Annotated in this window: 21 protein-coding genes; 13 read left to right on the forward strand and 8 right to left on the reverse strand. The window is 72.0% G+C overall.

The genetic code is table 11. From position 1 onward, the window contains the following. Position 1: 1 nt before the first annotated feature. Positions 2–460, reverse strand: coding sequence for a (2Fe-2S)-binding protein (locus ASD35_RS10355; protein ID WP_056874847.1), 459 nt, complete (start codon positions 458–460; stop codon positions 2–4). A 26-nt stretch (positions 461–486) separates the two neighbouring features. On the opposite strand from ASD35_RS10355, the gene ASD35_RS10360 reads away from it, so the two are divergent. The 5 genes from ASD35_RS10360 (at position 487) to ASD35_RS10380 (ending at position 8,258) form a co-directional block, all read left to right on the forward strand. Next, positions 487–693 (forward strand): hypothetical protein, encoded by a 207-nt coding sequence (locus ASD35_RS10360; protein ID WP_056874848.1) that lies wholly within the window; start codon positions 487–489, stop codon positions 691–693. Between the two features lie 71 nt (positions 694–764). Beyond that, positions 765–1,409 carry a TetR/AcrR family transcriptional regulator gene (locus ASD35_RS10365; RefSeq protein ID WP_056874989.1) on the forward strand — a complete coding sequence of 215 codons (645 nt, stop codon included), beginning with the start codon at positions 765–767 and terminating at the stop codon, positions 1,407–1,409. A gap of 198 nt (positions 1,410–1,607) precedes the next feature. Continuing rightward, positions 1,608–4,205, forward strand: coding sequence for a TonB-dependent receptor (locus tag ASD35_RS10370; RefSeq protein WP_162254444.1), 2,598 nt, complete (start codon positions 1,608–1,610; stop codon positions 4,203–4,205). Continuing rightward, positions 4,202–7,594: a response regulator gene (locus tag ASD35_RS10375; protein ID WP_157275486.1), complete on the forward strand. Its 3,393-nt coding sequence runs from the start codon at positions 4,202–4,204 to the stop codon at positions 7,592–7,594. Before ASD35_RS10370 ends, ASD35_RS10375 begins: the two co-directional genes overlap by 4 nt. Before the next feature lie 400 nt (positions 7,595–7,994). Beyond that, complete coding sequence (locus ASD35_RS10380) at positions 7,995–8,258, forward strand: hypothetical protein (protein ID WP_157275487.1); 264 nt, start codon at positions 7,995–7,997, stop codon at positions 8,256–8,258. 32 nt (positions 8,259–8,290) lie between these two features. On the opposite strand, the gene ASD35_RS10385 is transcribed toward ASD35_RS10380, so the two are convergent. After that, positions 8,291–8,761 carry a hypothetical protein gene (locus ASD35_RS10385; protein WP_056874852.1) on the reverse strand — a complete coding sequence of 157 codons (471 nt, stop codon included), beginning with the start codon at positions 8,759–8,761 and terminating at the stop codon, positions 8,291–8,293. Between the two features lie 79 nt (positions 8,762–8,840). Between ASD35_RS10385 and ASD35_RS10390 the strand changes: the two genes are divergently transcribed. From ASD35_RS10390 to ASD35_RS10400, 3 genes are read left to right on the forward strand one after another with little or no spacing between them, the layout of a single operon-like run. Further along, on the forward strand, positions 8,841–10,145 hold the full coding sequence (locus ASD35_RS10390; protein ID WP_056874853.1) for an SDR family oxidoreductase: 1,305 nt from the start codon (positions 8,841–8,843) through the stop codon (positions 10,143–10,145). Beyond that, positions 10,133–10,597, forward strand: a complete 465-nt coding sequence (locus tag ASD35_RS10395) for a DUF2269 domain-containing protein (RefSeq protein ID WP_056874854.1) — start codon at positions 10,133–10,135, stop codon at positions 10,595–10,597. The genes ASD35_RS10390 and ASD35_RS10395 overlap by 13 nt, the downstream gene beginning before the upstream one ends. Before the next feature lies 1 nt (position 10,598). Further along, positions 10,599–11,168, forward strand: a complete 570-nt coding sequence (locus ASD35_RS10400) for a hypothetical protein (protein ID WP_056874855.1) — start codon at positions 10,599–10,601, stop codon at positions 11,166–11,168. On the opposite strand, the gene ASD35_RS10405 is transcribed toward ASD35_RS10400, so the two are convergent. From ASD35_RS10405 to ASD35_RS10415, 3 genes are all read right to left on the reverse strand, one after another. Beyond that, positions 11,151–11,666, reverse strand: a complete 516-nt coding sequence (locus ASD35_RS10405) for a DUF2231 domain-containing protein (RefSeq protein ID WP_056874856.1) — start codon at positions 11,664–11,666, stop codon at positions 11,151–11,153. The two genes, ASD35_RS10400 and ASD35_RS10405, sit on opposite strands and share 18 nt — an antisense overlap. Before the next feature lie 109 nt (positions 11,667–11,775). Further along, a complete protein-coding gene (locus ASD35_RS10410) occupies positions 11,776–13,521 on the reverse strand; it encodes an ABC transporter ATP-binding protein/permease (RefSeq protein ID WP_056874857.1) in 1,746 nt (581 codons plus the stop codon). A 110-nt stretch (positions 13,522–13,631) separates the two neighbouring features. Continuing rightward, entirely contained in the window at positions 13,632–14,126 is a 495-nt protein-coding gene (locus ASD35_RS10415) for a hypothetical protein (RefSeq protein ID WP_056874858.1), read from the reverse strand. 231 nt (positions 14,127–14,357) lie between these two features. Between ASD35_RS10415 and ASD35_RS10420 the strand changes: the two genes are divergently transcribed. Further along, entirely contained in the window at positions 14,358–15,137 is a 780-nt protein-coding gene (locus ASD35_RS10420) for a Crp/Fnr family transcriptional regulator (protein WP_235538307.1), read from the forward strand. A gap of 54 nt (positions 15,138–15,191) precedes the next feature. Here ASD35_RS10420 and ASD35_RS10425 read toward each other — a convergent pair whose 3' ends face one another. Continuing rightward, a complete protein-coding gene (locus ASD35_RS10425) occupies positions 15,192–17,246 on the reverse strand; it encodes a PAS domain S-box protein (RefSeq protein WP_056874859.1) in 2,055 nt (684 codons plus the stop codon). A gap of 1 nt (position 17,247) precedes the next feature. Beyond that, the gene (locus ASD35_RS10430; RefSeq protein ID WP_056874860.1) at positions 17,248–17,988 is read right to left on the reverse strand and encodes a winged helix-turn-helix domain-containing protein; all 741 of its coding nucleotides are present in this window, start codon (positions 17,986–17,988) and stop codon (positions 17,248–17,250) included. 173 nt (positions 17,989–18,161) lie between these two features. Between ASD35_RS10430 and ASD35_RS10435 the strand changes: the two genes are divergently transcribed. Genes ASD35_RS10435 through ASD35_RS10445 form a run of 3 tightly spaced genes read left to right on the forward strand, consistent with a single transcriptional unit; the run spans position 18,162 to position 22,104 of the window. Continuing rightward, positions 18,162–20,435, forward strand: coding sequence for a bifunctional diguanylate cyclase/phosphodiesterase (locus ASD35_RS10435; RefSeq protein ID WP_056874861.1), 2,274 nt, complete (start codon positions 18,162–18,164; stop codon positions 20,433–20,435). Positions 20,436–20,495: 60 nt separating this feature from the next. Beyond that, on the forward strand, positions 20,496–21,272 hold the full coding sequence (locus ASD35_RS10440) for a class I SAM-dependent methyltransferase (protein ID WP_056874862.1): 777 nt from the start codon (positions 20,496–20,498) through the stop codon (positions 21,270–21,272). 22 nt (positions 21,273–21,294) lie between these two features. Then, a complete protein-coding gene (locus ASD35_RS10445) occupies positions 21,295–22,104 on the forward strand; it encodes a DUF2520 domain-containing protein (protein ID WP_056874863.1) in 810 nt (269 codons plus the stop codon). Here the strand turns inward: ASD35_RS10445 and ASD35_RS10450 are convergent. Further along, positions 22,101–22,922, reverse strand: a complete 822-nt coding sequence (locus tag ASD35_RS10450) for a zinc-dependent peptidase (RefSeq protein ID WP_056874864.1) — start codon at positions 22,920–22,922, stop codon at positions 22,101–22,103. The two genes, ASD35_RS10445 and ASD35_RS10450, sit on opposite strands and share 4 nt — an antisense overlap. Positions 22,923–23,111: 189 nt before the next feature. Between ASD35_RS10450 and ASD35_RS10455 the strand changes: the two genes are divergently transcribed. After that, the gene (locus tag ASD35_RS10455) at positions 23,112–24,287 is read left to right on the forward strand and encodes a YbfB/YjiJ family MFS transporter (RefSeq protein ID WP_056874865.1); all 1,176 of its coding nucleotides are present in this window, start codon (positions 23,112–23,114) and stop codon (positions 24,285–24,287) included. Positions 24,288–24,347: the final 60 nt, after the last annotated feature.

Below are 24,347 nucleotides of genomic sequence, written 5' to 3' on the forward strand. Positions count from 1 at the left end.
TTCAAGCCGCTTTCATACGCGAAGCGGCGGTCTTCACCGCCTGACGGATGCGTGGATAGGTGCCACAGCGACACAGATTGCCCGAGAGGGCGTGGTCGATCTGTTCGTCCGTCGGGTTCGGCTCGCTGGCCAGGAAGGCCGCAGCCGCCATCATCTGGCCCGCCTGGCAGTAGCCGCACTGGGCGACCTGGTGCTCGATCCAGGCCTGCTGCACCGCGTGCAGCGCGCCCGGCCGGCCAAGGCCTGCGATGGTGGTCACCGGCGCCTGTACGGCGCCCACGGGCATCGAGCAGGAGCGCACGGCAGTGCCGTCGACATGCACGGTGCAGGCGCCGCACTGGCCCACGCCGCAGCCGTACTTGGGGCCGGTGATCCCGAGCTCATCGCGCAGCACCCACAGCAGCGGCATCTCTGGTTCAACATCGACCACATGGTCCTTGCCATCGACGATCAGTTTCATTCTGGTGTTCTCCGGTTGACGGAAATGTGGAACTCAAGCTTCCCCGCGAAGGGGACTACGACATGTCGAATCACCAGGAGATCACGAAGCTGTCGCAGCGCGGCTTGACGGGATACGTGAAGGTCGTCTGTGCCACGACTTCCAGCGCAGCGGTCAGCGATCCTGTCGTCTTCTGTTCCTATGTAGACGATGACAACATGAGCGCACTGTACGTGAATATGTTGTCGCCGTAAACAATGTGTTCGTTGTCTACATTACTTAAAATGCGACGGCCAACCCACTCATGAGCCCCGGGAAACCGCGGATGTCGCCCCCCTTGCCGTCATCAAGAAAGACACCGACCACGACGCTTGACGCCGGCGACAGGCCCTATCACCACGGCGACCTGCGGCGGGCGATCGTCGAGACCGCCTCAGCGATGCTGCGCGAGGACAAGGGCTGGAAGTTCACGTTGCGTGAGGTGGCGCGTCGGGCAGGTGTCAGCCATGCTGCGCCCTACAAGCACTTCCCCGACAAGGCCGCACTGCTGCTCGAGCTGGCGTTGCGCGGCTTCGATCAGTTGGGCCAAGAGTTGCAAGCGGCGATAACTCCTCGGCCGCGGTCCGCGCGCAAGGAGTTCCTGGCAGTCGGCGGCGCGTACATCGCCTTCGGCGTGGCCAACCCAGCGCTGTACCGCCTCATGTTCAGCGGCGACGCGGGCGACCCCCGCGTCGCGCACCTCAGCGAGCGCGCCTTGTCGGCGCTGGGGGTGTTGCTGGACATGCTGACGCGCGGCCAGGCGTCCGGCGCCTTCAGGCGACGGCCCTTGCAGGGCCAGGCCGCGGCCTGCTGGGCGCAGGTGCACGGCATCACTATGCTCAGCATCGAGGGCCTTCTCATGCCCGAGAAGGTTGGAACCACGCCGGCCCAGGATGCGCTGGAGACGCTGCTCGACGGCGTCCTGGCCTGAGCCGGCTGCGTCCGATGGGCCTGCCCGTGTTGACTCATGCTCTTCCCTAGCAGCGCCCATCCGGGCCGGACCGAACTGGTCGCAAATCTGATCTGCGGGGATCAAAAATGATCGAGCCGGCACTGTCGAGATCGCAAGATTCGGGATAAAAGACGGCGAAGCGCCACCTCCGAGGCGCCAGAACAGATGGAGGGCCTCATGAAGCAGCTCGCCCTGATCGTTCCGACCGCCGTCGCCCTGCTGGCGCCGACCACACCATCCGCGCAAAGGCTGGAGCCGGTGGTCGTCACCGGCACCCGTGCCAGCGTCGAATCCGCGGCGGAACGCAAGCGCCGCAGCGACGACATCGTCGACGCCATCCTGGCCGAGGAGATCAACCGCCTGCCCGATCTCAGCGTGGCCGATGCGGTGCAGCGCATCACCGGCGTGCAGATCACGCGCGACCGGGGGGAAGCGTCCGTCGCGTCGGTGCGCGGGCTGGTGCAGGTCGAGACCACGCTGAACGGTCGCGAGTTGTTCACCGCGGGCTTCGGCCGCGCGCTGGACTATGCCGACGTGCCCAGCGACATGCTGGCCGGCATCGACGTCTACAAGAGTTCGGCGGCCTCGCGCATCGAGGGCGGGCTGGGCGGCACGGTGGATCTGCGCACCCGCCAGCCGTTCGATTTCCGCGCGCCCACGCTGGCGCTGTCGGCGCGTTACCTGCGCGGTGACCTCGTCGACAAGGGCGCCGGGCAGTTCTCGCTGCTGTATGGCGGCCGCACGGCCGTGCTGGCAGGCGAGGCCGCCGCGCTCGTGAACCTGGTGCTTCAAGACCGCGCCTACCGCGAGGACCTGAAGGGCACCAGCGCGCCGATGCGCTGCAGCGCCCGCGCAACCTCGGGTTGCCGGCTCGACCTGGTGCCGGGCGAGGACACCGTCGTCCCCGGTGGCACGAGCGAGAGCGCCAGCCTCGGCCGCCGCCGGCGCAGCGCGGCCAGCGTGATGCTCGGTTGGCGGCCCGGCGCGGCGTTGGACCTCTATGCCGAGGCCCACCTCGCGGAGCTGCGCACCACGCAGCACACGCAGCAGGTCAACACCGGGCCGAACTTCGCGGCCGGCAGCGGCTTCGACCCGGCGAGCGTGGTGCTCTTCCCGGGCACGCACGACGTGCAGCGCATCACCTGGACGAACACGCCGGTCTCCATCCTCGGCTTTGCGCGCGACACCATCGACCGCACGCGCCAGCTCGCCGCCGGCGGCGCGTGGACGGCGGGCGACCTGCGCGTGAGCGCCGACCTCAGCCACACCCGCAGCCTCAACCGGCTGTTCTTCTCCGGCCCGACGCTGGCCGGCACGGCGGCGCGCTTCACGCACGACCTGTCGGGCTTGGCGCCAGCCACCTCGGTCGAAGGCACCGACCTGGCCGACCCGGCGAAGCTGCGCTACGTGTCGCTGGCCTACCGGGTGCGCCCGCTGCGCGGCAGCCTGCTCGCCGGCCGCGTCGATGCCGAATGGCAGCTGGACGGCGGTGTGCTGGAGCGCGTGGCCATCGGCTGGCGGCATGCGCGCCGGCATGCCGACAACGCGGACAACCTGATCTTCGGCGACATCGCCGTGCCGGGCGCTTCGGCCGCGGTCCCACCAGGCCGGACTGCCATCTACCCCTACGCGCCCTTCCTGGACGCCCGCGCAGGGAGCATCGTCGGCTACCTCACCGACACGCTGGCCGATGCCCGCGACCCGGTCGCGCTGCGCCAGGCCTTCGGCATCACGGCGGCGCTGCCCACGGCGGGCGGGCCGCTGGGCGTGTGGCGTATCCATGAAGCTACCGAGGCTGCCTACGCCGAGGCGGGCTGGCGGCTGCCCGCGCTGGCGCTCGACGGCCAGGCCGGCCTGCGCCTGGTGCGCACGCGCGCCACGCTGTCGGGCAACCAGAGCGTGCCTTCGGGCGGCAGCATCGCGCCGCTGGACATCGACACGACGACGACCGACTGGCTGCCCAACGCCAGCCTGCGCTGGCGCGCGGGCGGGCCGTGGCAGCTGCGGGCCGCGGCGTCGCGCACCCTCACCCGGCCGGACTTCAACCTGCTGTCGCCGTCCATCACGCTCACGCCCAACAGCACCAACCCGCAGCTCAACCAGGGCACGGCGGGCAACCCGGCGCTGCGGCCGCTGCGGGCGACCAATGCCGACCTGGCCGCGGAAGGTCACTTCGGTGCCGGCCACGCCGCCGCGCTGACGCTGTTCTGGAAGCGGGTGGACGGCTTCATCGCCACGCTCAGCCAGGCCGAGACCCACGACGGCCAAGTCTACCAGGTGAGCCGCCCCTACAACGCCGACACCGGCCGCATCCGCGGGGCCGAGCTGTCGTACCAGCGCTTCCTCGACTTCCTGCCGGGCGCCTGGCGCGGCCTGGGGCTGCAGGCCAACGCCACCTTCGTCGACAGCAGCACCTACGACCGCACGCTGCGTGCCAACGTGCCGATGCAGAACCTGTCGCGCCGCAGCGCCAACCTCGTGGGCCTGTACGAGCAGGGCGCCTGGTCGGCCCGGCTGGCGTGGAACTGGCGCAGCAGCTTCCCCAGCGGTGCAACGAGCGTGGTGGGGCTGGGCGCCTTGCAGACCACCACGCACGCCTACGGCTGGCTCGATGCCTCGCTGCGCTGGCGCGTCTCGGAGCAGCTGACCTGGTCGCTGGACGGCGGCAACCTGCTCGGCACGCTGCGCCGCTCCTATTTCGGCGTCGAGACGCGGCCGCAGAATGCCTGGGTCAACGACCGCCAGATAGGCACCAGCCTGAGCCTCAAGATATGACGCCAACCGGGATTCGATGGCGGGCAGTGCTCGCGGCGGGCCTGCTCCTGCTGGGTGCGGCGGCGGCGGCCCCCATCGATGACTGGCGGCAGCGCGCCGTCGCCGTGCGCAAGCTGGCTGACAACGACGCCATGGCTGCCTACACGCAGGCCCAGCGCCTGCAAGCCGAACTGCCGGCGGACGCGCCGCCCGCCGACCGCACGCGCGTGCTGAACCTGCTGGCGCGCATCGAGGTGCATCTGGCCCGCACCACCGAGGCCATGGCCCATGCGGAAGAGGCTTTGCGCGAGGCCACCGCCGCCGGCGACCGGGCCGCCCAGGCCGAGGCCAACATGAACATCGGCCTGGCGGCCGTGAACCGCAACGACGTCGGTCGGCTGGTGGAAGTGACCTCGCAGACCGTGGCGGCCCTCGAAGGCGTCGACCGGGCGGACCTGCTGGCCGAAGCGCTGTTCCGCGGCGCGCTGGTGTACCGCCGCGTCGGCCGGCTCGAAGAGGCGGTGACGATGGCGCTGCAGGCGCTGGACGCGGCACAGCGCTCCGGCGACCCGCTGGTGATGGCCTATGCCCGCCACGGCCTGGCGATCTCGTACATGCAGAGCGGGCGCCTGGACGAAGCGATGCCGCAGCTGCAGGAGATGCTGCGCCAGGCCAAGGCGGCGGGTTCCCGGCTGCAGCAGGGCTATGCGCTGATGGCGTTGTTCGAGGCGGCCTACCAGCAGGGCAAGCGCGCGGAGGCCTACCCGTATCTCGATGAAGCCATTGCTGCCTTCACCGCCATCGGGTCGCCGACCGGGCTGGGCATCGCCGTCAACACGCAGGCGGAGTACGCGCTGAAGGAGGGGCGGTTGCAGGAAGCGCGGGCCGCCAATGAGCGGGGGCGGGAGATCCTCAAGATCACGCAGTTGCCGGCCGGCTGGTTCTTCTCCGCCCTGCAGCGCAGCAAGATCGAGCAGCAACTGGGCCACCCGGCCGAGGCGCTCGCGGAGGCCGATGATGCCTACCGCCGTGCCCTGGCGCTCGGGCAGCCGCTGCACCAGGCGCTGGCGACGCGCCGGCTGGCCGAACTGGCGGCCGCCGCGGGCGACCCGACGCGCGCCTACCGCCTGGTGGTCGAATCCGCGGACCTGCAGGCCAAGGCCACTGCCGAGCGCAGTGCCGATCGCCTGCTGCAGGCCGCGCAGCACCGCCGCGACGAGGCGCGGCGGCTGGAGCTGGCCGAGTTGCAGCGCCGCGGCGAGCAGCAGGCGGCCGAGTTGCAGGCGCGCGGCCTGCAGGAGCGCTGGCTGTGGACCGTGCTGGCCGGCAGCCTGCTGGCGCTGGGCGGCGCGGTGTTCTTCCTGCTGCGGCTGCGCCGCTCGCGCGCCGAAGTGCGCACGCTGGCCGACACGCTGGAGCAGCGCGTGCGCGAACGCACCGAGCAGCTGGAACGCGCGCAGCATGCCGCCGAGGCGGCCACGCGTGCCAAGAGCGAGTTCCTGGCGAACATGAGCCACGAGATCCGTACGCCGATGAACGCCATCCTCGGCATGTCCTATCTGGCGCTGCAGAGCGGGCTGGACGCCAAGCAGCGCAACTATGTCGACAAGGTGCACCGCGCCGCCGAGTCGCTGCTGGTCGTCATCAACGACATCCTCGACTTCTCGAAGATCGAGGCCGGCAAGCTGGAGATCGAGTCCATCCCGTTCCAGCTGGCCGACGTCTTTGACCAACTGGCCAACCTGCTGGGCATGCCGGCCGAGGAAAAGGGGCTGGAGCTGCTGTTCGCGCTGCCGCCGGGCCTGCCCACCGGGCTCGTGGGCGACCCGTCGCGGCTGGGGCAGATCCTGCTGAATCTGGGCAACAACGCCGTCAAGTTCACCGAGCGTGGCGAAGTGACGATGGCGGTCACGGTCGCTGAGCGCGGTGCGGAGCGGGTGGTGCTGCGCTTCGAGGTGCGCGACACCGGCATCGGCCTGAGCCCCGAGGCCTGCAAGCGGCTGTTCCAGCCTTTCACGCAGGCCGACGCGTCGACCAGCCGCCGCTTCGGCGGCACCGGCCTGGGCCTGGCCATCTGCCGCCACCTGGTGGAGCGCATGGGCGGCACGATAGGCGTGGACAGCGAGCCGCGCCGTGGCAGCTGCTTCAACTTCACGCTGCCGTTCAGCCTGCAGCCGGGCCTGCAGCCGGCCGCGCAGCCCACCGAGCTGCGCGGCACGCGGCTGCTCATCGTCGACGACCACCCGGCGGCGCGCGAGCTGCTGAGCACGCTGGTGGCGTCGCTGGGCCTGAATGCCGAAATGGCGGCGGATGGCGAGGCGGCGTTGGCCGCGGTGGCCAGTGCCGATGCGGCCGACCGCCCATTCAGGCTGGTGCTGCTCGACTGGCGCATGCCCGGCATGGACGGCATCGAATGCCTGGCGCGGCTGACCCAGGGCAGCTCCGGCCGGCACGCGCCGCCGACGGTGCTGATGGTCACCGCCTTCGGCCGCGAGCAGGCCGAGCGCCAGCTGCAGGCGCGCGGGCTGCAGGTGGCGGCGCTGCTGCCCAAGCCGGTCACGCCGTCGGCGCTGCTCGACGCCTGCATCACCGCGCTGGGCCAGCGTGCCACGCTGCCGCGCCGCAGCGAGCAGCGCCTGGAGCTGCTGCAGGCACGCCAGGCCAGCCTGGGCGGCGCCCGCGTGCTGCTGGTCGAGGACAACGCCATCAACCAGGAGCTGGCCTGCTCGCTGCTGGAGCGCGCGGGCGTCGTCGTCACCGTCGCGGCCAATGGCCGGGAGGCGCTCGCCGCGCTCGACCGCGACAGCTTCGACGCCGTGCTGATGGACTGCCAGATGCCGGTGATGGACGGCTACGAGGCCACGCGGGCGCTGCGGCAGCGCCCCGCGCTGCAGGGCCTGCCGGTGATCGCCATGACCGCCAACGCGATGGCAGGCGACCGCGAGAAGGTGCTGGCGGTGGGCATGAACGACCATGTCGCCAAGCCGTTCCAGGTGGACGAACTGTTCGCGACCCTCGCGCGCTGGGTCGGCGCCAAGCCGGGCCGGCCCGCTGGGCTGGTGGCGATGCCGTCGGAGCTGGACACGCGGGCGGGCCTGGAGGCGGTCAACGGCAACGAGATGCTGTACCGGCGGCTGCTGGGCATGTTCCGCGAGCGCGAGGCCGATTTCGAGACCCGCGTGCGCGAGGCCTGCGCGCGGGGTGATGGCGCGGGCGCGCTGCGCTGCGCACACGACCTCAAGAGCGTCGCGGGCACGCTGGGCATGCCGGCGCTGCAGCAGGCGGCCGGCGCGCTGGAGGCGGCGTGCGGCCAGGGCGCCGACGCCGCGGCCATCGAGCCGCTGCTGGCGGACGTCAGCCGGCAGCTGGCCGTCTTGATGCACGCATTACCGGAGACGGCCGCGGCTTGAGATCGCCGCCGGGCGCCGGGCGAGGCCGTCCGACGCCAAGCCCGCACGCCTCCGACAGGCTCCGCGCGTCGGCGTGCTTCGCCTGATCCAGGAGCCCAACCAGCGCTCCCTCGGGCGGGATGTCGGCCCGCGGCCGTGCAAAGAAAAGGCCCGATACCTCGGTACCGGGCCTTCTGTCGGTCTGCCAATAGAGCAGCTGCTTCAGCTGCAACTCTGGCTCGCGACGATTCAAATCTAGGCGAGCGACCGCGAGGCCGTCCCTTCACCAAGGCCACGCCGTCCCGTAGGCGATGTCCTATGTTTCGACCGCTGAAGCCGCGGCCCCGGCTTTTCCGGCATGGGGCGGGTGTGATGTTTGCCCCCAGTGGCGCAGGCCGCGAGGCTGCAAAAGGAGACAAACATGAACCTTGTTCTGTGGTGCATCACAGGCACGTTGATCGCCGTGCTGTCCAGCTTCCGCACGACGACGCTCGGACGCCTGCGCCTGCTGGTCGAGGTCGCCTTCAGTGGCCTGGGTGCGGTGGTGGGCGGCATGCTGGCGGTGCCGCGCGAGCACTGGCTGTCCGCCGACACGCATTGGCCCGGCATCGCCGCCGCGATCATCGGGGCGGTGATGCTGCTGGGCGTGGCGAACCTGCGCGCGATGCGCAGCCAGATGCCCTGAGCCCGGAGCCGACAGCCGGGGGGCAGGGCCCCTTAGCGGCGGCGCAGCGCGGCCAGCCCGGCTAGCGCGAGGCCCGCGCCGAAGGCGGTGTAGACCATCACGAGGCTGCGGTTGGACAGGCGCCGCTCGAACCCCGGCGTCAGCCGTTCGGGCACGCAGGCCAGGTCGACGACCGCGGCCACCGCGCTGACGGCGACGGCGTCGGCCACCGCATGCGCCGGTGTCGCCGCGCCGCGGCGGGCGCGCAGGCGCTCGTAGAAGCCGCACCACAGCAGCGCCGCGGCGAAATGCACAGCCGTGCCGGCCAATGTGTAGCGGGCCGACACGCCGTCCTGGCGCAGCGCCTTGCGCGCCCACAGCCAGTGGCTGATGGCGTTCACCGGTGCGGCGGCGCTGCCGGTCTCGGCGCGGCCGCGCCAAGCCAGCACGGCGGCCGACAGGCTGCTGGACAACAGGTCGCTGACCAGCAGCCGGCCGGCCAGATGGGAAAGCAGTGGTTTCATCGCGGTTCCGGTGCAGGGTCTGGATACGCCGCTGTCGGCAAGCGCCGTTCCACGGCATGCGCTTTGCCTGCTGGCGGGCATGAAGATCCTGCTGACGGGTGCGACCGGCTTCATCGGCGGCCGGCTGCTGCGCGAGCTGCTGGCCGCTGGCCATCGCGTCGTCTGCGCGGGGCGCCGCCCGCCGCCCCTCGAGCATGCGCGCTGCAGCTGGCTCAAGCTGGAGTTCACGGCCACGCCGGCCGACGTGTGGGTGGTGCACCTGGAGGACATCGACGCGGTGGTCAACGCGGTGGGCGTCTTCCGCGAGTGCGGCCGCGCGGCCAGCTTCGCCGCGGTGCACGTGCGCGGGCCGCAGGCACTGTTCGACGCCTGCGTCAGCGCGGGCGTGGTGCGCGTCGTGCAGGTGTCGGCGCTGGGCGCCGATGCACGCGCGCAGACGCCCTTCCTGCTCACCAAACACGAGGCCGATCGCCACCTGCTCTCGCTGCCGCTGGATGCCTGCGTGGCGCAGCCGTCGCTGGTCTTCGGGCCGGGCGGGGCCAGCTCGCAGCGCTTTCTCGCACTGGCCAGCCTGCCCGTCGTGCCACTGCCCGCGGGCGGCGGGCAGCGCATCCAACCCATCCACGTGGACGACGCGGCCGAGGCGCTGCGCAGCCTCGTCGAGGCACCGGCGGGCCAGTGGCGCGGGCGCCGCGTGGCCCTCGTCGGCCCGCGGCCGCTGACGCTGCGCGACTACCTGCTGGCGCTGCGCGGCGCGCTGGGCCTGCGCCAGCGCGTGCCGCTGCTGTCGGTGCCGGCCGCACTGGTGGGTTTGGCGGCGCGCCTGGGCGACTGGCGGCGCGACGCGCTGCTGGACCGCGCGGCCTCGGCCATGCTGGCGCGTGGCAACACCGCCGACCCCGCGCCGCTGGCGCGCCTGCTGGGCCGCATGCCGCGTGCGCCGGCTGACTTCATCGCCCCCGACCACCGCGCCGCGCAGCGCGTGCTGGCGCAGCTGGGCTGGCTGCAGCCGCTGCTGCGCGGGTCGCTCGCGGTGGTGTGGCTGGCCAGCGCGGTCGTCTCGGTGGCGGTCTTTCCGCGGGCGCAGAGCTTGGAGCTGCTGGCGCGCTCCGGCGTGCCGGCCGAGCTGCTGGCACCGGCGTTGTGGGGCGCGGCCGGGCTGGACCTGCTGCTGGGCCTGCTGACGCTGGCGCCGCTGCGCTCGCGCCGCTGGCTGTGGGCGGCGCAGATCGGGCTGATCCTGTTCTACAGCGCCGTCATCGCGCTGCGCCTGCCGGAGTTCTGGCTGCATCCGTATGCTCCCATGGTCAAGAACCTGCCGATGCTGGCGCTGCTGATGCTGCTGTGGGTGCTGGAGCCGCGGAGGCCCGCATGGAGTACCTGATCGTCAAGTGGCTGCACGTGCTGTCCTCGACGCTGCTGTTCGGCACCGGCATCGGCTCGGCCTGGTACCTGCTCTTCACCAGCGTGACGCGCCAGCCGGCGGCCACCGCCATCGTCGTGCGGCGCGTCGTCTGGGCCGACTGGTGCTTCACGGCCACCACCATGGTGTTCCAGCCGCTCAGCGGTGCCTACCTGGCCCATCTGGCCGGCATGCCGCTGTCGACGCGCTGGATCGCCTGGTCCTTCGCGCTGTACGCGTTGGCCGGCCTGTGCTGGCTGCCGGTGGTGGGGCTGCAGATGCGCATGCGCGACCTTGCCGAAGCCGCCACCGCCGCGGGCGAGCCGTTGCCGGCGCGGTACTTCCGGCTGCTGAAGGTCTGGACGGTGCTGGGCGTGCCGGCCTTCCTCGCGCTGGTGGCGGTGTTCTGGCTGATGGTGGCCAAGCCGGCGTGACATGAACGACAGCGCCGCCATCGTCCAGGGCCTGCTGGCCTTCGTCTGGGCTCCGCTGCTGGTGCTGGCCGGCGTGCTGGACTGGGCCTGCCACCGGCGGCTGCGCATCGAGCACACGTCGGGGCTGCGCGAATCGCTGCTGCACCTGCTGATGCTGGCGCTGCTCGGCACGGCCATCCTGGGCGGGCTGTTCCTGGCGCCGACGGCCGGGCTGTTCGCGCTGGTGCTGGCGGCGCTGCTGTTGCACGAGGCCGCCTACGCGACCGACTTGCAGGTGGCGCTCGCAAGCCGCCGCATCCCGGCGCTGGAGCAGTGGGTGCATGGCTTCCAGCATCTGCTCCCCTGGGCAGGTCTCGCGGGCCTGCTCGCACTGGCACCGGGGCAGACGCTGGCGCTGATCGGCCAGTCGAGCGAGGCGCCGGACTGGGCACTGCGGCTGAAGTCGCCGCTGCCGCCCTGGCCCTACACGATCGCGCTGCTGGCAGCGGCGCTGTTGTTCAACGGGCTGCCCTTCCTCGCGGAAGCGTGGCGCAGCGCCCGCGCTGCGGCACGGTCAGCGGATGGTGCGTGAGCCGCCGCTGGCCAGCGGGCGCGCGTCGCGGTGGCTGAGCGAGCTCGGCGCATCCAGGTGCGCGCCGTCGGAGACGCCCACGCCCAGCCGGTCGACCAGCTCGCCGCCGAGCCAGGCCGTCACCAGCGACAGGCCGGCGCCGCCGAAGGACAGCACCAGTGCCAGCGCGGGCGGCGCGCCGGGGTCTGCGCTGCGCAGCCAGGCGCTGGCGGCGAACAACGCCAGCACGACGACATTGCCCGTCGCGTGCATGGCGCCCACCGACTTGGCGCGCGTGCCGGCCGGGATGGCCAGCCAGTCGATGGTGCCGAAGGGCGCGGCCACCAGCCCGGCCACGACGCCGGCCAGGATGAGGTAGTAGGCGACCACGGCCATCAGGCTGAAGTTCATGCCCAGGGCCAGCAGGTCGAAGACCACCGAGGCGCCGAGCAGGCCGAGCGGGAACACGACCAGCATCTGGTGCACCGGATGGCCGAGAAGTCGGGCTTTGCTTTCCATGGAGATCCCCAGTTGAACCGGCCAGGGCGCCGGCCTGAACCAGCGGCAAGAACGGCACCCGGCGGCACCCGTGTGCCGACTGCAAATCTGACGCGCCCCGCGGCAAGGATTACGTGTTCTTCAGCTTGGACGGCGGGTTGGCGGCCGCCGGCTTGCCGTCCGCGGGCGCGTCGGCCGGCGCGGCCGGCGGCGTCTTGGAGAGTTTCCAGCGCCCGCCGCCGGTGAGCTGCAGCACGCGGCGGTGGAAGCCCGCGACGGCGGCGCGGTGGGCGATGCTGATCAGCGTCGTGCCGCGCTGGGCCAGGCGCTCGTACAGGCGCTTCTGGTTGGCATCGTCCAGCGCGCTGGTGGCCTCGTCGAGGATGGCCACGCGTGGCGCATGCACCAGCAGCCGCGCGAAGGCCAGGCGCTGCTGCTCGCCGCCGCTGAGCAGCTTCTCCCAGTCCTCGCTGCGGTCCAGGCCGGCGTCGCCCTCGGCGAGGTGGCGCAGCTGCACCTCGTCCAGCACCTTCAGCAGCGCCGCGTCGTCCTTGTCGGTGTGGGTGCTGGGGTAGATGAGCTGGCTGCGCAGCGAGCCGGTCTGCAGGTAGGGGCGCTGCGGCAGGAAGAACACGTCATCCTGCGGCGGGTGCTCGATCCTGCCGCCACCCTGCGTCCACAACCCGGCGATGGCGCGCAGCAGCGAACTCTTGCCGCAGCCGCTGGCGCCCGTGATCAGCAGCGATTCACCGGCCGGCACGCTCAGCGACAGGTCCCGCACCAGCACCCGCTCGCTGTCGGGCGCCTTCACGGTCAGCTTGGACAGCTTGAGGTCCTGCGCCGGCTGCAGCTCGATGCCCGGCTCGGGCGGCGCTTCCTCCAGCTTGGCGGCCATGACGTGCAGGCGGTCGATGCCGGCGACGAAGCGCGACAGGCTCTCGAAGTTGTCGACGATCAGCGACACCGCGCTGAGCACCGCCGCGAAGGCGCCGCCGGCCTGCACCGCCTTGCCCACTTCCAGCTCGCCCGACAGCACCTGGCCGGCCAGCACGACGAAGGGCACCAGCAGGCTCAACTGGCTGAAGGAGCGCTGGAACAGGTTCAGCATGAACTGCGCGCGGATCATCTTCTTGGTGTTGAGCAGCGCCGCGCGCAGGCGCTGGTCGAGCTGGTGGCGCTCCTGCTTCTCGCCGCGGTAGAAGGCGATGGACTCGGCGTTCTCCCGCAGCCGCATCAGCCGGAAGCGGAAGTCCGCCTCGCGCTTGAGCTGCCAGAAGTTCAGCCGGATCAGCGGCCGCCCGAACAGCAGCATGGACAGCCCAGTCCCCACCAGCGCGTAGACGATCAGGAAGGCCACCAGCATCTTCGACAGCGACCACAGCACGGCACTGAAGGCCACCAGCTGCATGGCCGAGCCGAGGAGGATGAGCAGGAAGTTCAGCGAGCGGCTGGTGAAGGTGTTGACGTCGTCGGCGATGCGCTGGTCGGGGTTGTCGACGCCGGCCAGCCGGAAGTAGGCGCGGTCGCCCAGATAGGCGTCCAGGAAGCGGTGCGTCAGCCAGCGGCGCCAGTCGTTGGCGTAGGCGTCGCGCGAGGCGTAGTACAGCGCGTAGACCGGCACCGCGATGCCCACCACCCACAGCATGCCGCGCACGGCCTCCCAGAAGCGCTCCTCGTCACGCGCCGACAGCGCCGACGTCAGCTCGCCGGTCTGCCGGTTGATCAGCACCGCGAGATGCGTGTCCAGCAGCATCAGTGCGATGAGACCCACGAGGACGGCCCAAGCGACCCGCTTGCGGTCGCCTTTCCAGTAGGGCTTCGCGACGATCAGAAAGCGGCCCCAGGCAGAGGGCGCGTTGGCGGCGGAGGAGGTCATGCGCGATGGCCGGGAGAAGGACAGCCAAGACTAGGCCCGCGCCGCCGCGCAGGGTTGTCGGACGGCATGCCGAGGCCGCGTCGCCTTTCGGCGCTTCCCCTGCCGTGTGCTCAGGCGAGCACGCTGCACAGCAAGGCTTGCAGCAAACGGTGCCGGCGGCTGGTTTCTTGTGCGGCATCCGGCTCGGCCGTCATCGGCACGGCGCCGGCATACAGCCGGTGGGCGGGGCTGCCGATGCCGTCGAACACCGGCACGCCGGCATCCCGGCTCAGCTGGCGCAGCTCGGCCTCTGCCAGCCCCTGGCATTCGATGGCGTCATAGAGCTGGCCGAGCAGTGCGGCGCGGTCACGCCGGCCGGCTTCCGGTGGGCTGTCGTTGCGCACTCGCGCGACGTGGGCGCCGAGTTCGGTGGCTGCTGCGATGAACGCGGCCGCGGCCGGGCTGTCGTGGTCGGCGGTCAGCAACGCCAGGCGCTTGCCGCGCAACGGCTGCGGCAGGCCGGCGCCAGCGGCGGCACGGCCGAGCCGGTCGGCGCCGGCCGCGAGGGCGAGCAGGCCGCCGGGCGTGAGCGCGTCGATGGACCAGGGAAGGGCGAGTGTCGGCATGGATGGGATTCCGGTCCGGCAGTCTGCAGCCCGGGCCGCGCCGGGCCGCTGACGCAGATCAAGCCGTTGCCAGGGCGCCCCACGCGCCGCAAGCCCCGCGACGGCGCCGTTTACCCACCGTTTACCGAGCATTACCGAGCCGTGCCGTCCATTGCCGGAGCGTTGTCCACCCGTTGTCGGCCGCTCCCTAAGCTTCTCCCCATCGAATCCAGCGCCCCAGGGAGCCCCCAGATGATGACCGCCACCGCCACCGCCACCACCGCCCGCACCCCGATCGCCGCAACCCTGTTGCCGCCGCAGCGTCCGGCCGCCGGCCAGTCGGTCGTGGCCCAGCGCATCGCCGACACGCTGCGCCAGCTGCAGGAGCATGTCGCCATCACGCGCCGCGTGCTGCATGCCGGCGACAGCCTGTACCAGGCGGGCGAGGACTTCGGCAGCCTGCATGTCGTGCACTCGGGCTTCTTCAAGACCATCAACCAGGCGGCCGATGGGCGCGAGCAGGTCGTCGGCCTGCACTTCAAGGGCGACTGGCTGGGCTTCGACGGCATCGCCGCCGGCCGCTACGGCTGCGACGCGGTGGCGCTGGACACCGGCGAGGTCTGGACGCTGCGCTACGACGCGCTGCTGGCCGCCTGCGCCCGCCACGCGCCGCTGCTGGGCCTGCTGCACGAGGCGATGAGCCGCGAGATCACCCGCGACCGCGACTCGCTGCTGTCGCTGTGCACGCTGTCGGCCGACGCCCGCGTGGCCGACTTCCTGCGTTACTGGGCCGAATCCATGGGCCAGCGCGGCCTGCGCAACGACCAGATCACGCTGCGCATGACGCGCGCCGAGATCGGCAACTACCTGGGCATGACGCTGGAGACCGTGAGCCGGGCGCTGTCGCGCCTGTCGCGCGACAAGCTCATCGCCTTCCCCGAGCGCGGCCGCCGCGACGTCAGCATCCCCGACGTGCAGGCCCTGCACGCCTATGTGCAGCGCAGCCTGACGCCCAGCACGATGCTGCAGTGACCCTGGGCACCGCCCCGGGTGCGAGCGCAGCGGACCGGCCGGGCACGCCCGCGTTCAGCGCGGCGGGACTGGGCGAGGGGCGTTGAGGACGCGCGCTATGGCCCGCGCCAGATCCTCGCGCGTGAAGGGCTTGCGCAGCAGCTCCCAGGCCGACGCCTCGTTGGCATCCAGCAGCTCCGACGAATAGCCCGACATCAGCAGCACGGCCAGCGCCGGCTGGCGCTGTTGCGCAAGTGCCGCCAGCTGCGTGCCGCGCAGGCCCGCGCCGAGCGCGATGTCCGACAGCAGCAGCCTGTAGCCGGCATCCGCCGCCAACTCCTCCAGCGCCGCCTCGGCCGTCGCCAGCGCCTGCACCTCGCAGCCCAGCGTGCGCAGGAAGTTCATCACGACCGCGCGCACCTCCGGTTCGTCCTCCACCAGCAGCACGCGCAGCCCGGCCGGCACGGCGTCGCCCGCCGCCACCGTGGCCGCCTCGGCGCCGGCGGCGTCCGGATGGCAGGGCAGCAGCAGCGACACCGTCGTGCCCTCACCGAGCGTGCTGTCCAGCAGCGCCGCGCCGCGTGACTGCTTCGCAAAGCCGTAGACCGTGCTCAGGCCCAGGCCCGTGCCGCGGCCGGCTTCCTTGGTCGTGAAGAAGGGCTCGAAGGCGCGCTCCTTGACGATGTCGGGCATGCCGGTGCCGGTGTCGCCGATGGCGATCTGCACATAGGCCTGCGGGCGGCTGTCCTGCAGCTCGGCCAGCACGGCGGCGGGCAGCGCCTCGCAGCGCTGCGCAGCGAAGTTGAGCGCGCCGCCGTCGGGCATCGCGTCGCGGGCGTTGATGGCGATGTTGAGCAGCGCCGATTCCAGCTGGCCGGGGTCGGCCAGGCAGGGTGGGCAGCCGGGCTGGACCTGCACGGTGATCTGGATGCGCTGGTCCAGCGTGCGGCGCAGCATGTCGGCGAGCGATTCGAGCAGCGCCGGCACGTCCACGCGCGTGGGCTGCAGCACCTGGCGGCGCGAGAAGGCCAGCAGCTTGCCGGTCAGCTCGGCGCCGCGCTTGGACGCGCGCATCGCCGCGCCGACCAGCTGCGGCGCGTTGGCGTCGTCGGCGACGGCCGGCACGTCCTCCAGCACCTGCAGGTTGCCCTGGATGATGGTCAGCAGGTTGTTGAAGTCATGCGCGATGCCGCCGGTCAGCTGGCCGACGCTCTCCAGCCGCTGCGCATGCTGCAGCGCCTCCTCGGTCTGGGTGCGCTGCAGGCTGGCGGCCAGCAGGTGGGCCAGCGACTGCAGGAAGCGCATCTCGTCGTCGCCGAAGCGACCGGCCTGGCGCGAGCGCACCGTCAGCGCGCCGACGCTCTGGCCGCGGTCGGTCAGCGGCACGGCCAGCGCGCTGACGAGGCCGGCATCGACATAGGCGCTCGGCACGGCGAAGCGCTGCTCCGTTGCGTAGTCGGTGACGAGCACGCCGCATCCCTGGGCGACGACGAAGCCGGGCGGCGTGTCCGGCCGGTTGGGCACCTGTGCGCCGAGATGCTCGGGCAGCAGGTCGCCGGCGCAGCCGGCCACGCGGAAGGCCTGGCGGTCGGTTTCGAGCAGGAAGACGACGGCGGCGTCGGCCTGCAGCGCCTCAGCGGCGACCTGCGGGATGCGCTGCAGCAGCTGCTGCGGGTCGCGTGTGTCCACCGCCATCGCACCGACCTCGGCGACATGTTCGGCATAGCGGGCGCGCTTGAGGGCCTGCTTCACGCGCGGGTAGGCACCGATGTCGCGGATCGCCGCCACGACATACGGCAGGCCCTGGCCCTGCAGCGGGCTCAGCGCGATCTCCACCATCACCTCGGAGCCGTCCTTGCGCCGCGCCACCAGCTCCATCTGCGTGCCCATCGGCCGCGCCCGCGGGTGCTTGGCATACCCCTCGCGGTAGGCGGCGTGGCGCGGGCGGATGGCATCGGGCACCAGCGCATCGACCGACAGGCTGACCAGCTCCTCGGGCGAGTAGCCCAGCAGTTCGGAGGCGGCCGGGTTGGCCAGCACGATGCCGCCGCCGGGCTCGACGAGCAGCAGCGCGTCGGCATAGGCTGCGAACAGCGAGCGGTAGATGGCAGCGGCTTCGGCGGCGTCCATGTCAGCCCTGCGCGACGCCGGGGACGAAGAGATAGCCCGCGCCGCGGACCGACTTGATGAGTTGCGGCTCGTCCGCGTTGTCGCCCAGCTTCTTGCGCAGCCGGCCGATCAGCACGTCGATCGTGCGGTCGAACGGCGCCGCCTCGCGGCCGCGGGTCTGCTCGAGCAGGAAGTCGCGCGACAGCACGCGGCCGGCGTGGCGGGCCAGCACCTGCAGCAGCTCGAACTCGCCGGTGGTCAGCACGACTTCGGTGCCGGTCGCGTCGACGAGGCGGCGGGCGGCAGTGTCGAGCGTCCAGCCGGCAAAGCGCAGCAGCGGCCGTTCCGCCGGCCCGGGGGCTGTGGCGGCCGGTGCCGCCGCGGGTGGTTCGGCCGGCACCAGGCGGCGCAGCACGGCCTTGATGCGGGCGAGCAGCTCACGCAGGTCGAACGGCTTGGTGACGTAGTCGTCGGCGCCGATCTCCAGCCCCACCACCTTGTCGATGGCGTCGCCGCGCCCGGTCAGGATGACCAGGCCGCAGCGCCAGCGTTCGCGCAGCTGGCGGGCGATGGCAAAGCCGTCCTCTCCCGGCAGGCCCAGGTCCAGTAGCACCAGGGCCGCGGGGTCGCTGGCCATCAGTTCGAGCAGCGCCCGGCCGTTGTGCACCTGGCTGACGCGGAAACCCTGCATCTGCAGGTAGTTGGCCAGCAGCTGGGTGATGTCGACTTCGTCGTCGAGGACGGCAACGTGGGGCAGGCTCATGCGGAAGGCGGTCGAGCGGGAGCGCAATGGGTCGCCGCACTTTAACTGCCGCCATGGCGGCGCCGGGCACGCGCCTTCCTGCGCATAACGCACCGGCCGAGCGGTCGAGGCCTTGATGCAGGTCAATTCGCGGTGACGGGCGCTGCCCAGAATCCTCTGCCTGGGAGAAACACATGGCGCGAGACCTGGCGAGCAAGACCTTCTGGCGGCCCACCGGCGCGGCCATGCTGCTGGGCATGGCCGGCGGCCTGGCCTGGCTGCTGGCGTCGGGCCGCCTGCAGCCCGGGCTGGCGTCCGGCGTGGCGGCGCTGGCGGTGGTGACCGTCGGTGTGTTCGGGCTGCAGCAGCGCCGTGCGCTGCGGGCGGCACGGCGCGAGCGGGCGGAGCAGGCCGAGAAGCTGCGTGCGCTCAACCTGCTCGACGCGATCAGCAACAGCACGCCCGACATCATCTTCACGGAGGACCTGCAGGGCCGCTTCACCTTCGTGAACCAGGCCACCTGCCGCGCGCTGGGCCAGCCGGCCGCCGCGGTGCTGGGCCGCGAGGCGGGGGCATTCTTTTCGAACCCGGACCGCGCGCGCATCGCGGCGCTCAACGCCGCGGTCATCGAGTCGGGCGGCATCGTCGCCAGCGAGGGCGAGATGACGACGGCGCTGGGGCGGCGCTGGTACCTGTGCACGCTGGGGCCGCTGCGCGAGCCCGACGGCCGCCTCAGCGGCGTGTTCGGCGTCGTGCACGACATCACCGAGCGGCGCCGCCAGCAGGAGCATCAGCGCCAGTGGGCCCAGGCCTTCGAGAGCACGCGCGACGGGGTCATCATCTGCGACGCCAGGGCGCACATCGAGAGCGTCAACCGCGCCTTCACCGAGATCACCGGCTACACGCCCGACGACGCCATCGGCCACACGCCGGCGCTGTTGCATTCGGGCCGGCACGACGCGGCCTTCTACCGTGAGTTGTGGGCGGGCGTCGCCCGCAGCGGCCATTGGCGCGGCGAGATCTGGAACCGGCGCAAGGATGGCGAGATCTACCCCGAGTGGCTGACCATCAGCGCCGTGCGCGACGAGGCCGGGGTGGTCACCAACTACGTCGGCGTCTTCACCGACATCACCCGGGTCAAGCGCGACGAGGCCGAGCTGCAGCGCCTGGCCAACTACGATCCGCTGACCGAGCTGCCCAACCGGCGCCTGCTCCACACCCGGCTGGAGCATGCGCTGGCCCGCGCCGCGCGCCGCGGCGGGCGCCTGGCGCTGTTCTACATCGACCTCGACGGCTTCAAGACCGTCAACGACAGCCTGGGCCACCCGGCCGGGGATGAGCTGCTGATCGGCATCACGCGCCGTTTCCAGGACCGGGTGCGGGCCGGCGACACGTTGGGCCGGCCCGGCGGCGACGAGTTCCTCGTCATCGCCGAGTTGCTGCATGGCCCGCAGGACGCCGCCGTGCTGGCGCAGGACCTGCTCGCTGCCGTCGCCCGCCCGCTGGCGCTGGCCGGCGGCCAGGAGGTCTATGTGACGGCCAGCATCGGCATCAGCATCTTTCCCGACGACGGCTGCAGCGACGCGACCGCGATGCTGCGCGACGCCGACGCGGCGCTGTACCGGGCCAAGGAGCAGGGGCGCAACGGCTTCTGCTTCTTCACCCACGAGCTGAACCGGCAGGCCGTCGCCAAGCTGGAGACCGAGGTGGCACTGCGCCATGCGCTGCAGCGCGGCGAGCTGCTGCTGCACTACCAGCCCAAGGTGTGCGCGGCCAGCGGTCGCATCGTCGGAGCCGAAGCACTGCTGCGCTGGCAGCGCGGCGACGAGCTGGTGCCGCCGGGCCGCTTCATCCCGATCGCCGAGCAAAGCAGCCTCATCCTCGACATCGGCGCGTGGGTCATCGACGAGGCCTGCGCCCAGCAGGCGCGCTGGCAGGCGCTGGGGCTGGCGATGCCGCGCATCGCCGTCAACGTGGCGGCGCGCCAGTTCGCCGCGGGCAACCTGGACACGGTCGTGGACGAGGCCCTGCGCCGCCACGGCGTCGCGGCCTCCAGCCTGGAGCTGGAAGTGACCGAGAGCATGCTGGTCGACACGCCGGCCGCCGGCATCGATATGCTCGGGCGCCTGAAGGAGACCGGCGTGCGGCTGTCGCTGGACGACTTCGGCACGGGCTATTCCAGCCTGGCCTACCTGCGCCAGTTCCCCATCGATGCGCTGAAGATCGACAAGTCCTTCGTCGACCAGATCGACGCCGGCCCCCAGGGCAGCGCCATCGTCGATGCGGTCATCGCACTGGCGCACCGGCTGGGCCTGACGGTCGTGGCCGAGGGCGTCGAGACGGCTGCGCAGCAGGCCTACCTGCGCCGCCAGGGCTGCGACGAACTGCAGGGCTTCCACCTCGCGCGGCCCATGCCCGCCCATGCCTTCGAGGCGTTGTGGGCCGGGGGAGAGGTCGCGGTCGGCTGACCTTTGTCAGGGGCATCGGCGCGGCTGGATACTGGCCGCCCCACAAGGAGACCCCCGCCCATGAAGACCTGGCTCACCGCTGCCCTCGCCACCGCCTCGATGGCCGCTGCCCTTGGCGCCCACGCCCAGGCCGCCGACCCGCTGAAGGCGGCCGTCGCGGCCGACCACCGCAGCGTCGGCAACGTCGCCCGCGATGTGTACCGCCACCCCTACGAGACGCTGAGCTTCTTCGGCATCAAGCCGACCGACACCGTCGTCGAGCTCGCGCCCGGCGGCGGCTGGTACACCGAGATCCTGGCGCCCTACCTGCGCGAGCAGGGCCAGCTCTACGCCGCCGACGGCGGCAGCGCCCGCTTCAAGGCCAAGATGGAATCGTTGGGCGTCTACGGCAAGGTCAGGATCACCGCCTTCGACCCCGCCAAGGGCCTGCTCGACATCGCACCGCCCGGCAGCGCCGACGCGGTGCTGACCTTCCGCAACGTGCACAACTGGATGGGCCAGGACAAGGCGCAGGATGTCTTCAACGCGGCCTTCAAGGCGCTCAAGCCGGGCGGCGTGCTGGGCGTGGAGGAGCACCGCCTGCCGGCCGCGCGCACGCAAGACCCCAAGGCGCCCAGCGGCTACGTGCAGGAGGCCGCCGTCATCAGGTTCGCCGAGGCCGCCGGCTTCAAGCTCGCGGGCAAAAGCGAGGTCAACGCCAACCCCAAGGACACGGCCGACCACGAGAACGGCGTCTGGGCGCTGCCGCCCACCTACACGAACAAGGACAAGGAGCGCGCCAAGTACCAGGCCATCGGCGAGAGCGACCGCATGACGCTGAAGTTCGTCAAGCCGTGATGGCCAGCAGGGCCGGGCGCCGGTGAAGCACGCCGTCATCGGCCACGGCCGGCTGGCGCGGGCGCTGGTGCCGGCGCTGCGGGCGGCGGGCGAGGATGTCGCCATCGGCCGGCGCGAGCCGGGGGCGGGCGAGCTGGTGGCGGCCGATGCCGCGCGGGCGGCCGACTGGGTCTGGCTGACCGTGCCCGACGATGCCATCGCCGCCACCGCCGCCGCGCTGCCGTGGCGGGCCGGCCAGCTGGCCTTGCACTGCAGCGGCGCGACACCGCTGGCGGCCCTCGCACTCGCGCCCGCCGCGGCCGGCTTTCATCCGCTCAAGCTGCTGGCCGGGGACACGGGCCTGGCCGGCGTGCATGTCGGCATCGAGGCCGGCGCCGCCCACCGGCCGGCGTTGCGCGAGCTGGCGCAGCGGCTGGGCCTGCTGCCGCTGGACCTGCCGTCGCCGATGACGGCGCAGGCGCGGGCGGCCTATCACGCCGCGGCCAACCTGGCTGCGAGCGGCGTGCTGGCGGTGCTGTCCGAAGCCGGCGCGCTGTGGGCCGCGGCCGGCCTGCCGCCCGGCGAAGCCTTGGCGGCGCTGCTGCCGCTGACCCGCGGTGCGCTGGATACCGCCGCGGCGCGCGGCCTGGCAGGCGCCGTCTCCGGCCCCATCGCGCGTGGCGATGCCGGCGTGCTGGCCCGCCATCTCGACGCCCTGCTCGCCGCCGGGCTCGACGCCGACCTGCTGCTGGCCCTGGGCCGGCGCCAGCTCGCGCTGGCGGAGGCGGCGGGGCGACTCGATACGGCGCAGGCGGCGGCGTTGAGTGGCTTGCTCGCGACCGGCAGTTGCTAGATCCAGGAAGCCGGATCGAGCCGGTAGTAGGCGCTCAGCTCGGTGTACAGCGCCGGATGGCCGGCGGCCAGTTCGATGGGCCGTTCGAAGAACAGCTCGCTGATCACCGCGAAGAACTCTGCCGGGTCGGTCGCTGCGTAGGCGTCGATGAGGCCGGGTTCCCCGCCCGCCAGCCGCCAGCGCAACGCATCGAACTCGTTCTGCATCACCGTCGACCAGCGCCAGTAGGCCGCGGCGCTCGCCAGCGCGGGCGCACCGTTGGCCGGGCCGTTGTGCTGGTCCAGCTGATGGGCGAACTCGTGGATGACGACGTTGTGGCCGTCGCCCGGCGTGGCCGCGCCGCGCCTGACCTCGTCCCACGCCAGCAGCACCTGGCCGTGGCTCCAGCTCTCGCCGGCCAGCACGCGGCGCTGGTCCGACAGCACGCCGCCGGACTCCGTCACCGGCCGGTCGACGACGAAGGCGCCGGGATAGACCAGCACCTGGCGCAACTCCGGGTAGACGCCGCGGGCTGCGCCCAGCAACGGCAGGCAGGCCAGCGCCGCGATGGTGACGCGCACCTCGTCGGTCACGCGCAAGCCGCGGCAGCCGAGGATGGGCTTCTCGGCGAGGAAGACCTGCATCAGCCCCTTGAGCCGCAGCTGCTGGCGTGCCGGCAGCCGTGACACCAGCGGCACATGGCGGCGCAGCAGGCGCCGCCAGGCGGGCGGGAACGGCCGGTTCGCGATGCGCTCGCGGCGCCGGCGCACCCACAGCGGCCACAGCGCGATGCCGGCGGCGGCAAGCAGGACGAGGGCGAAGCAGATCAGCAACGGCATGAGGGGCAACTGGGTGTGGCCGGACGGTTTGCAAGCCCGGCTCCGGGCAATCCCCCAGGATCGGCGGCTCGCGTAACCTGCGGGCATGCCAGAGCCCGTGCCGCCGTCCTGTCTGAATCCTGATCCGGCCCCTCGGGCCTGCGGCGCCGTGGACCTGCATGGTGAACGTCGTGAAAGACGAGGCCTTCGATGAATGGCGAACCGTCCACTGCCGGATCGAGGTTGAAGGCCTGGCAGGTGCTGTTCGGCGGCATCTGCGCCCTGGTGCTGACCATCGGGCTGGCGCGCTTTGCCTACACGCCGCTGCTGCCGCAGATGCAGTCGCAGGCGGGCCTGGGCGTGGCCGACGGCGGCCTGCTGGCCGCCATCAACTACGCGGGCTACATGAGTGGCGCGCTGCTGGCGGCCTGGATCGAAAGCCCGGTGTGGCGCCAGCGCCTGTACAGCTGGGGTCTGCCCCTGGCGCTGGTCATCACGGCGCTGATGGGCTGGAGCACCTCGTTTGGCGCCTGGGCGTTGTCGCGTTACGTCGGCGGCCTGTGCGGCGCGGCCGGCATGCTGCTTGGCTCGGGGTTGGTGCAGGGTTGGCTCATCCGCGCCGGCCGCCGCCCCGAGCTGGGCCTGTACTTCATCGGCCTGGGCCTGGGCATCGTGGTGTCGGCCCTGGGCGCCATGGGCATGACGCGGCTTGAACTCGACTGGGCCGCGCAGTGGGAGGGCTTTGCGCTGTTGGGGCTGGCCTTCCTGGTCCCGGCGTGGGTGTGGCGCCCGCCGGTGCCGCCGCCTGCGAGCAAGGCAGCGGCCGCGCAGGCGCCGAACCGACGCTGGATGGCGCTGATGGTGGCCGCCTATTTCTGCGCCGGCTGGGGCTTCGTCATCAACGCGACCTTCACGGCCGCGATCGTCGAGAAACAGCCGTTGCTGGCCGGACAGGGCCCGTGGGCCTGGCTGTTGGTGGGCCTGGCGGCGACGCCGGCGGTCTTCATCTGGGACCGCATCGCGCGGCGCACCGGTGACGTGCAGGCGCTGCTGATCGCCTTCGGCGTGCAGATCGTCGGCGTGCTGCTGCCGGCCGTGGCCGACGGCCTGGCAGCGGCGCTGCTCGGCGCGCTGCTGTATGGCGCGACCTTCATCGGCATCGTCAGCCTGACGCTGGCGCTGGTCGGCCGGCGTTCACCGGCCAACCCGGGCCAGGCGATGGCCAGGCTGACGCTGAGCTACGGCGTGGCGCAGGTCAGCGCGCCGGCACTGACGGGGCTGATGGTCGAGGCCAGCGGCAGCTTTCGTGCGGCGTTGTGGCTGACGGCAGGCGTCATGGCACTGGGCATGGCCTGCCTCGCTGCAGTGCTGCGCGAACCGCGTTGAATGGCGGGCGCTTCGAAAGCACAGACACACTCCGCCACGGAGTAACTCTGTGTGTCGCGG

Origin of the sequence: Pelomonas sp. Root1444 (genome assembly GCF_001426885.1) — a bacterium.
Lineage (GTDB): Bacteria > Pseudomonadota > Gammaproteobacteria > Burkholderiales > Burkholderiaceae_C > Pelomonas.

Excerpts from the sequence above, each read along its gene's own strand:
- ASD35_RS10425 (WP_056874859.1), bottom strand. The coding sequence starts at position 17,246 with ATGGACGCCGCCGAAGCCGCTGCCATCTACCGCTCGCTGTTCGCAGCC.
- ASD35_RS10430 (WP_056874860.1), bottom strand. The coding sequence starts at position 17,988 with ATGAGCCTGCCCCACGTTGCCGTCCTCGACGACGAAGTCGACATCACC.
- ASD35_RS10355 (WP_056874847.1), bottom strand. The coding sequence starts at position 460 with ATGAAACTGATCGTCGATGGCAAGGACCATGTGGTCGATGTTGAACCA.
- ASD35_RS10385 (WP_056874852.1), bottom strand. The coding sequence starts at position 8,761 with ATGAAACCACTGCTTTCCCATCTGGCCGGCCGGCTGCTGGTCAGCGAC.
- ASD35_RS10390 (WP_056874853.1), top strand. The coding sequence starts at position 8,841 with ATGAAGATCCTGCTGACGGGTGCGACCGGCTTCATCGGCGGCCGGCTG.
- ASD35_RS10435 (WP_056874861.1), top strand. The coding sequence starts at position 18,162 with ATGGCGCGAGACCTGGCGAGCAAGACCTTCTGGCGGCCCACCGGCGCG.
- ASD35_RS10440 (WP_056874862.1), top strand. The coding sequence starts at position 20,496 with ATGAAGACCTGGCTCACCGCTGCCCTCGCCACCGCCTCGATGGCCGCT.
- ASD35_RS10420 (WP_235538307.1), top strand. The coding sequence starts at position 14,358 with ATGATGACCGCCACCGCCACCGCCACCACCGCCCGCACCCCGATCGCC.
- ASD35_RS10365 (WP_056874989.1), top strand. The coding sequence starts at position 765 with ATGTCGCCCCCCTTGCCGTCATCAAGAAAGACACCGACCACGACGCTT.
- ASD35_RS10415 (WP_056874858.1), bottom strand. The coding sequence starts at position 14,126 with ATGCCGACACTCGCCCTTCCCTGGTCCATCGACGCGCTCACGCCCGGC.
- ASD35_RS10400 (WP_056874855.1), top strand. The coding sequence starts at position 10,599 with ATGAACGACAGCGCCGCCATCGTCCAGGGCCTGCTGGCCTTCGTCTGG.
- ASD35_RS10380 (WP_157275487.1), top strand. The coding sequence starts at position 7,995 with ATGAACCTTGTTCTGTGGTGCATCACAGGCACGTTGATCGCCGTGCTG.
- ASD35_RS10395 (WP_056874854.1), top strand. The coding sequence starts at position 10,133 with ATGGAGTACCTGATCGTCAAGTGGCTGCACGTGCTGTCCTCGACGCTG.
- ASD35_RS10405 (WP_056874856.1), bottom strand. The coding sequence starts at position 11,666 with ATGGAAAGCAAAGCCCGACTTCTCGGCCATCCGGTGCACCAGATGCTG.
- ASD35_RS10410 (WP_056874857.1), bottom strand. The coding sequence starts at position 13,521 with ATGACCTCCTCCGCCGCCAACGCGCCCTCTGCCTGGGGCCGCTTTCTG.
- ASD35_RS10370 (WP_162254444.1), top strand. The coding sequence starts at position 1,608 with ATGAAGCAGCTCGCCCTGATCGTTCCGACCGCCGTCGCCCTGCTGGCG.
- ASD35_RS10455 (WP_056874865.1), top strand. The coding sequence starts at position 23,112 with ATGAATGGCGAACCGTCCACTGCCGGATCGAGGTTGAAGGCCTGGCAG.
- ASD35_RS10375 (WP_157275486.1), top strand. The coding sequence starts at position 4,202 with ATGACGCCAACCGGGATTCGATGGCGGGCAGTGCTCGCGGCGGGCCTG.
- ASD35_RS10450 (WP_056874864.1), bottom strand. The coding sequence starts at position 22,922 with ATGCCGTTGCTGATCTGCTTCGCCCTCGTCCTGCTTGCCGCCGCCGGC.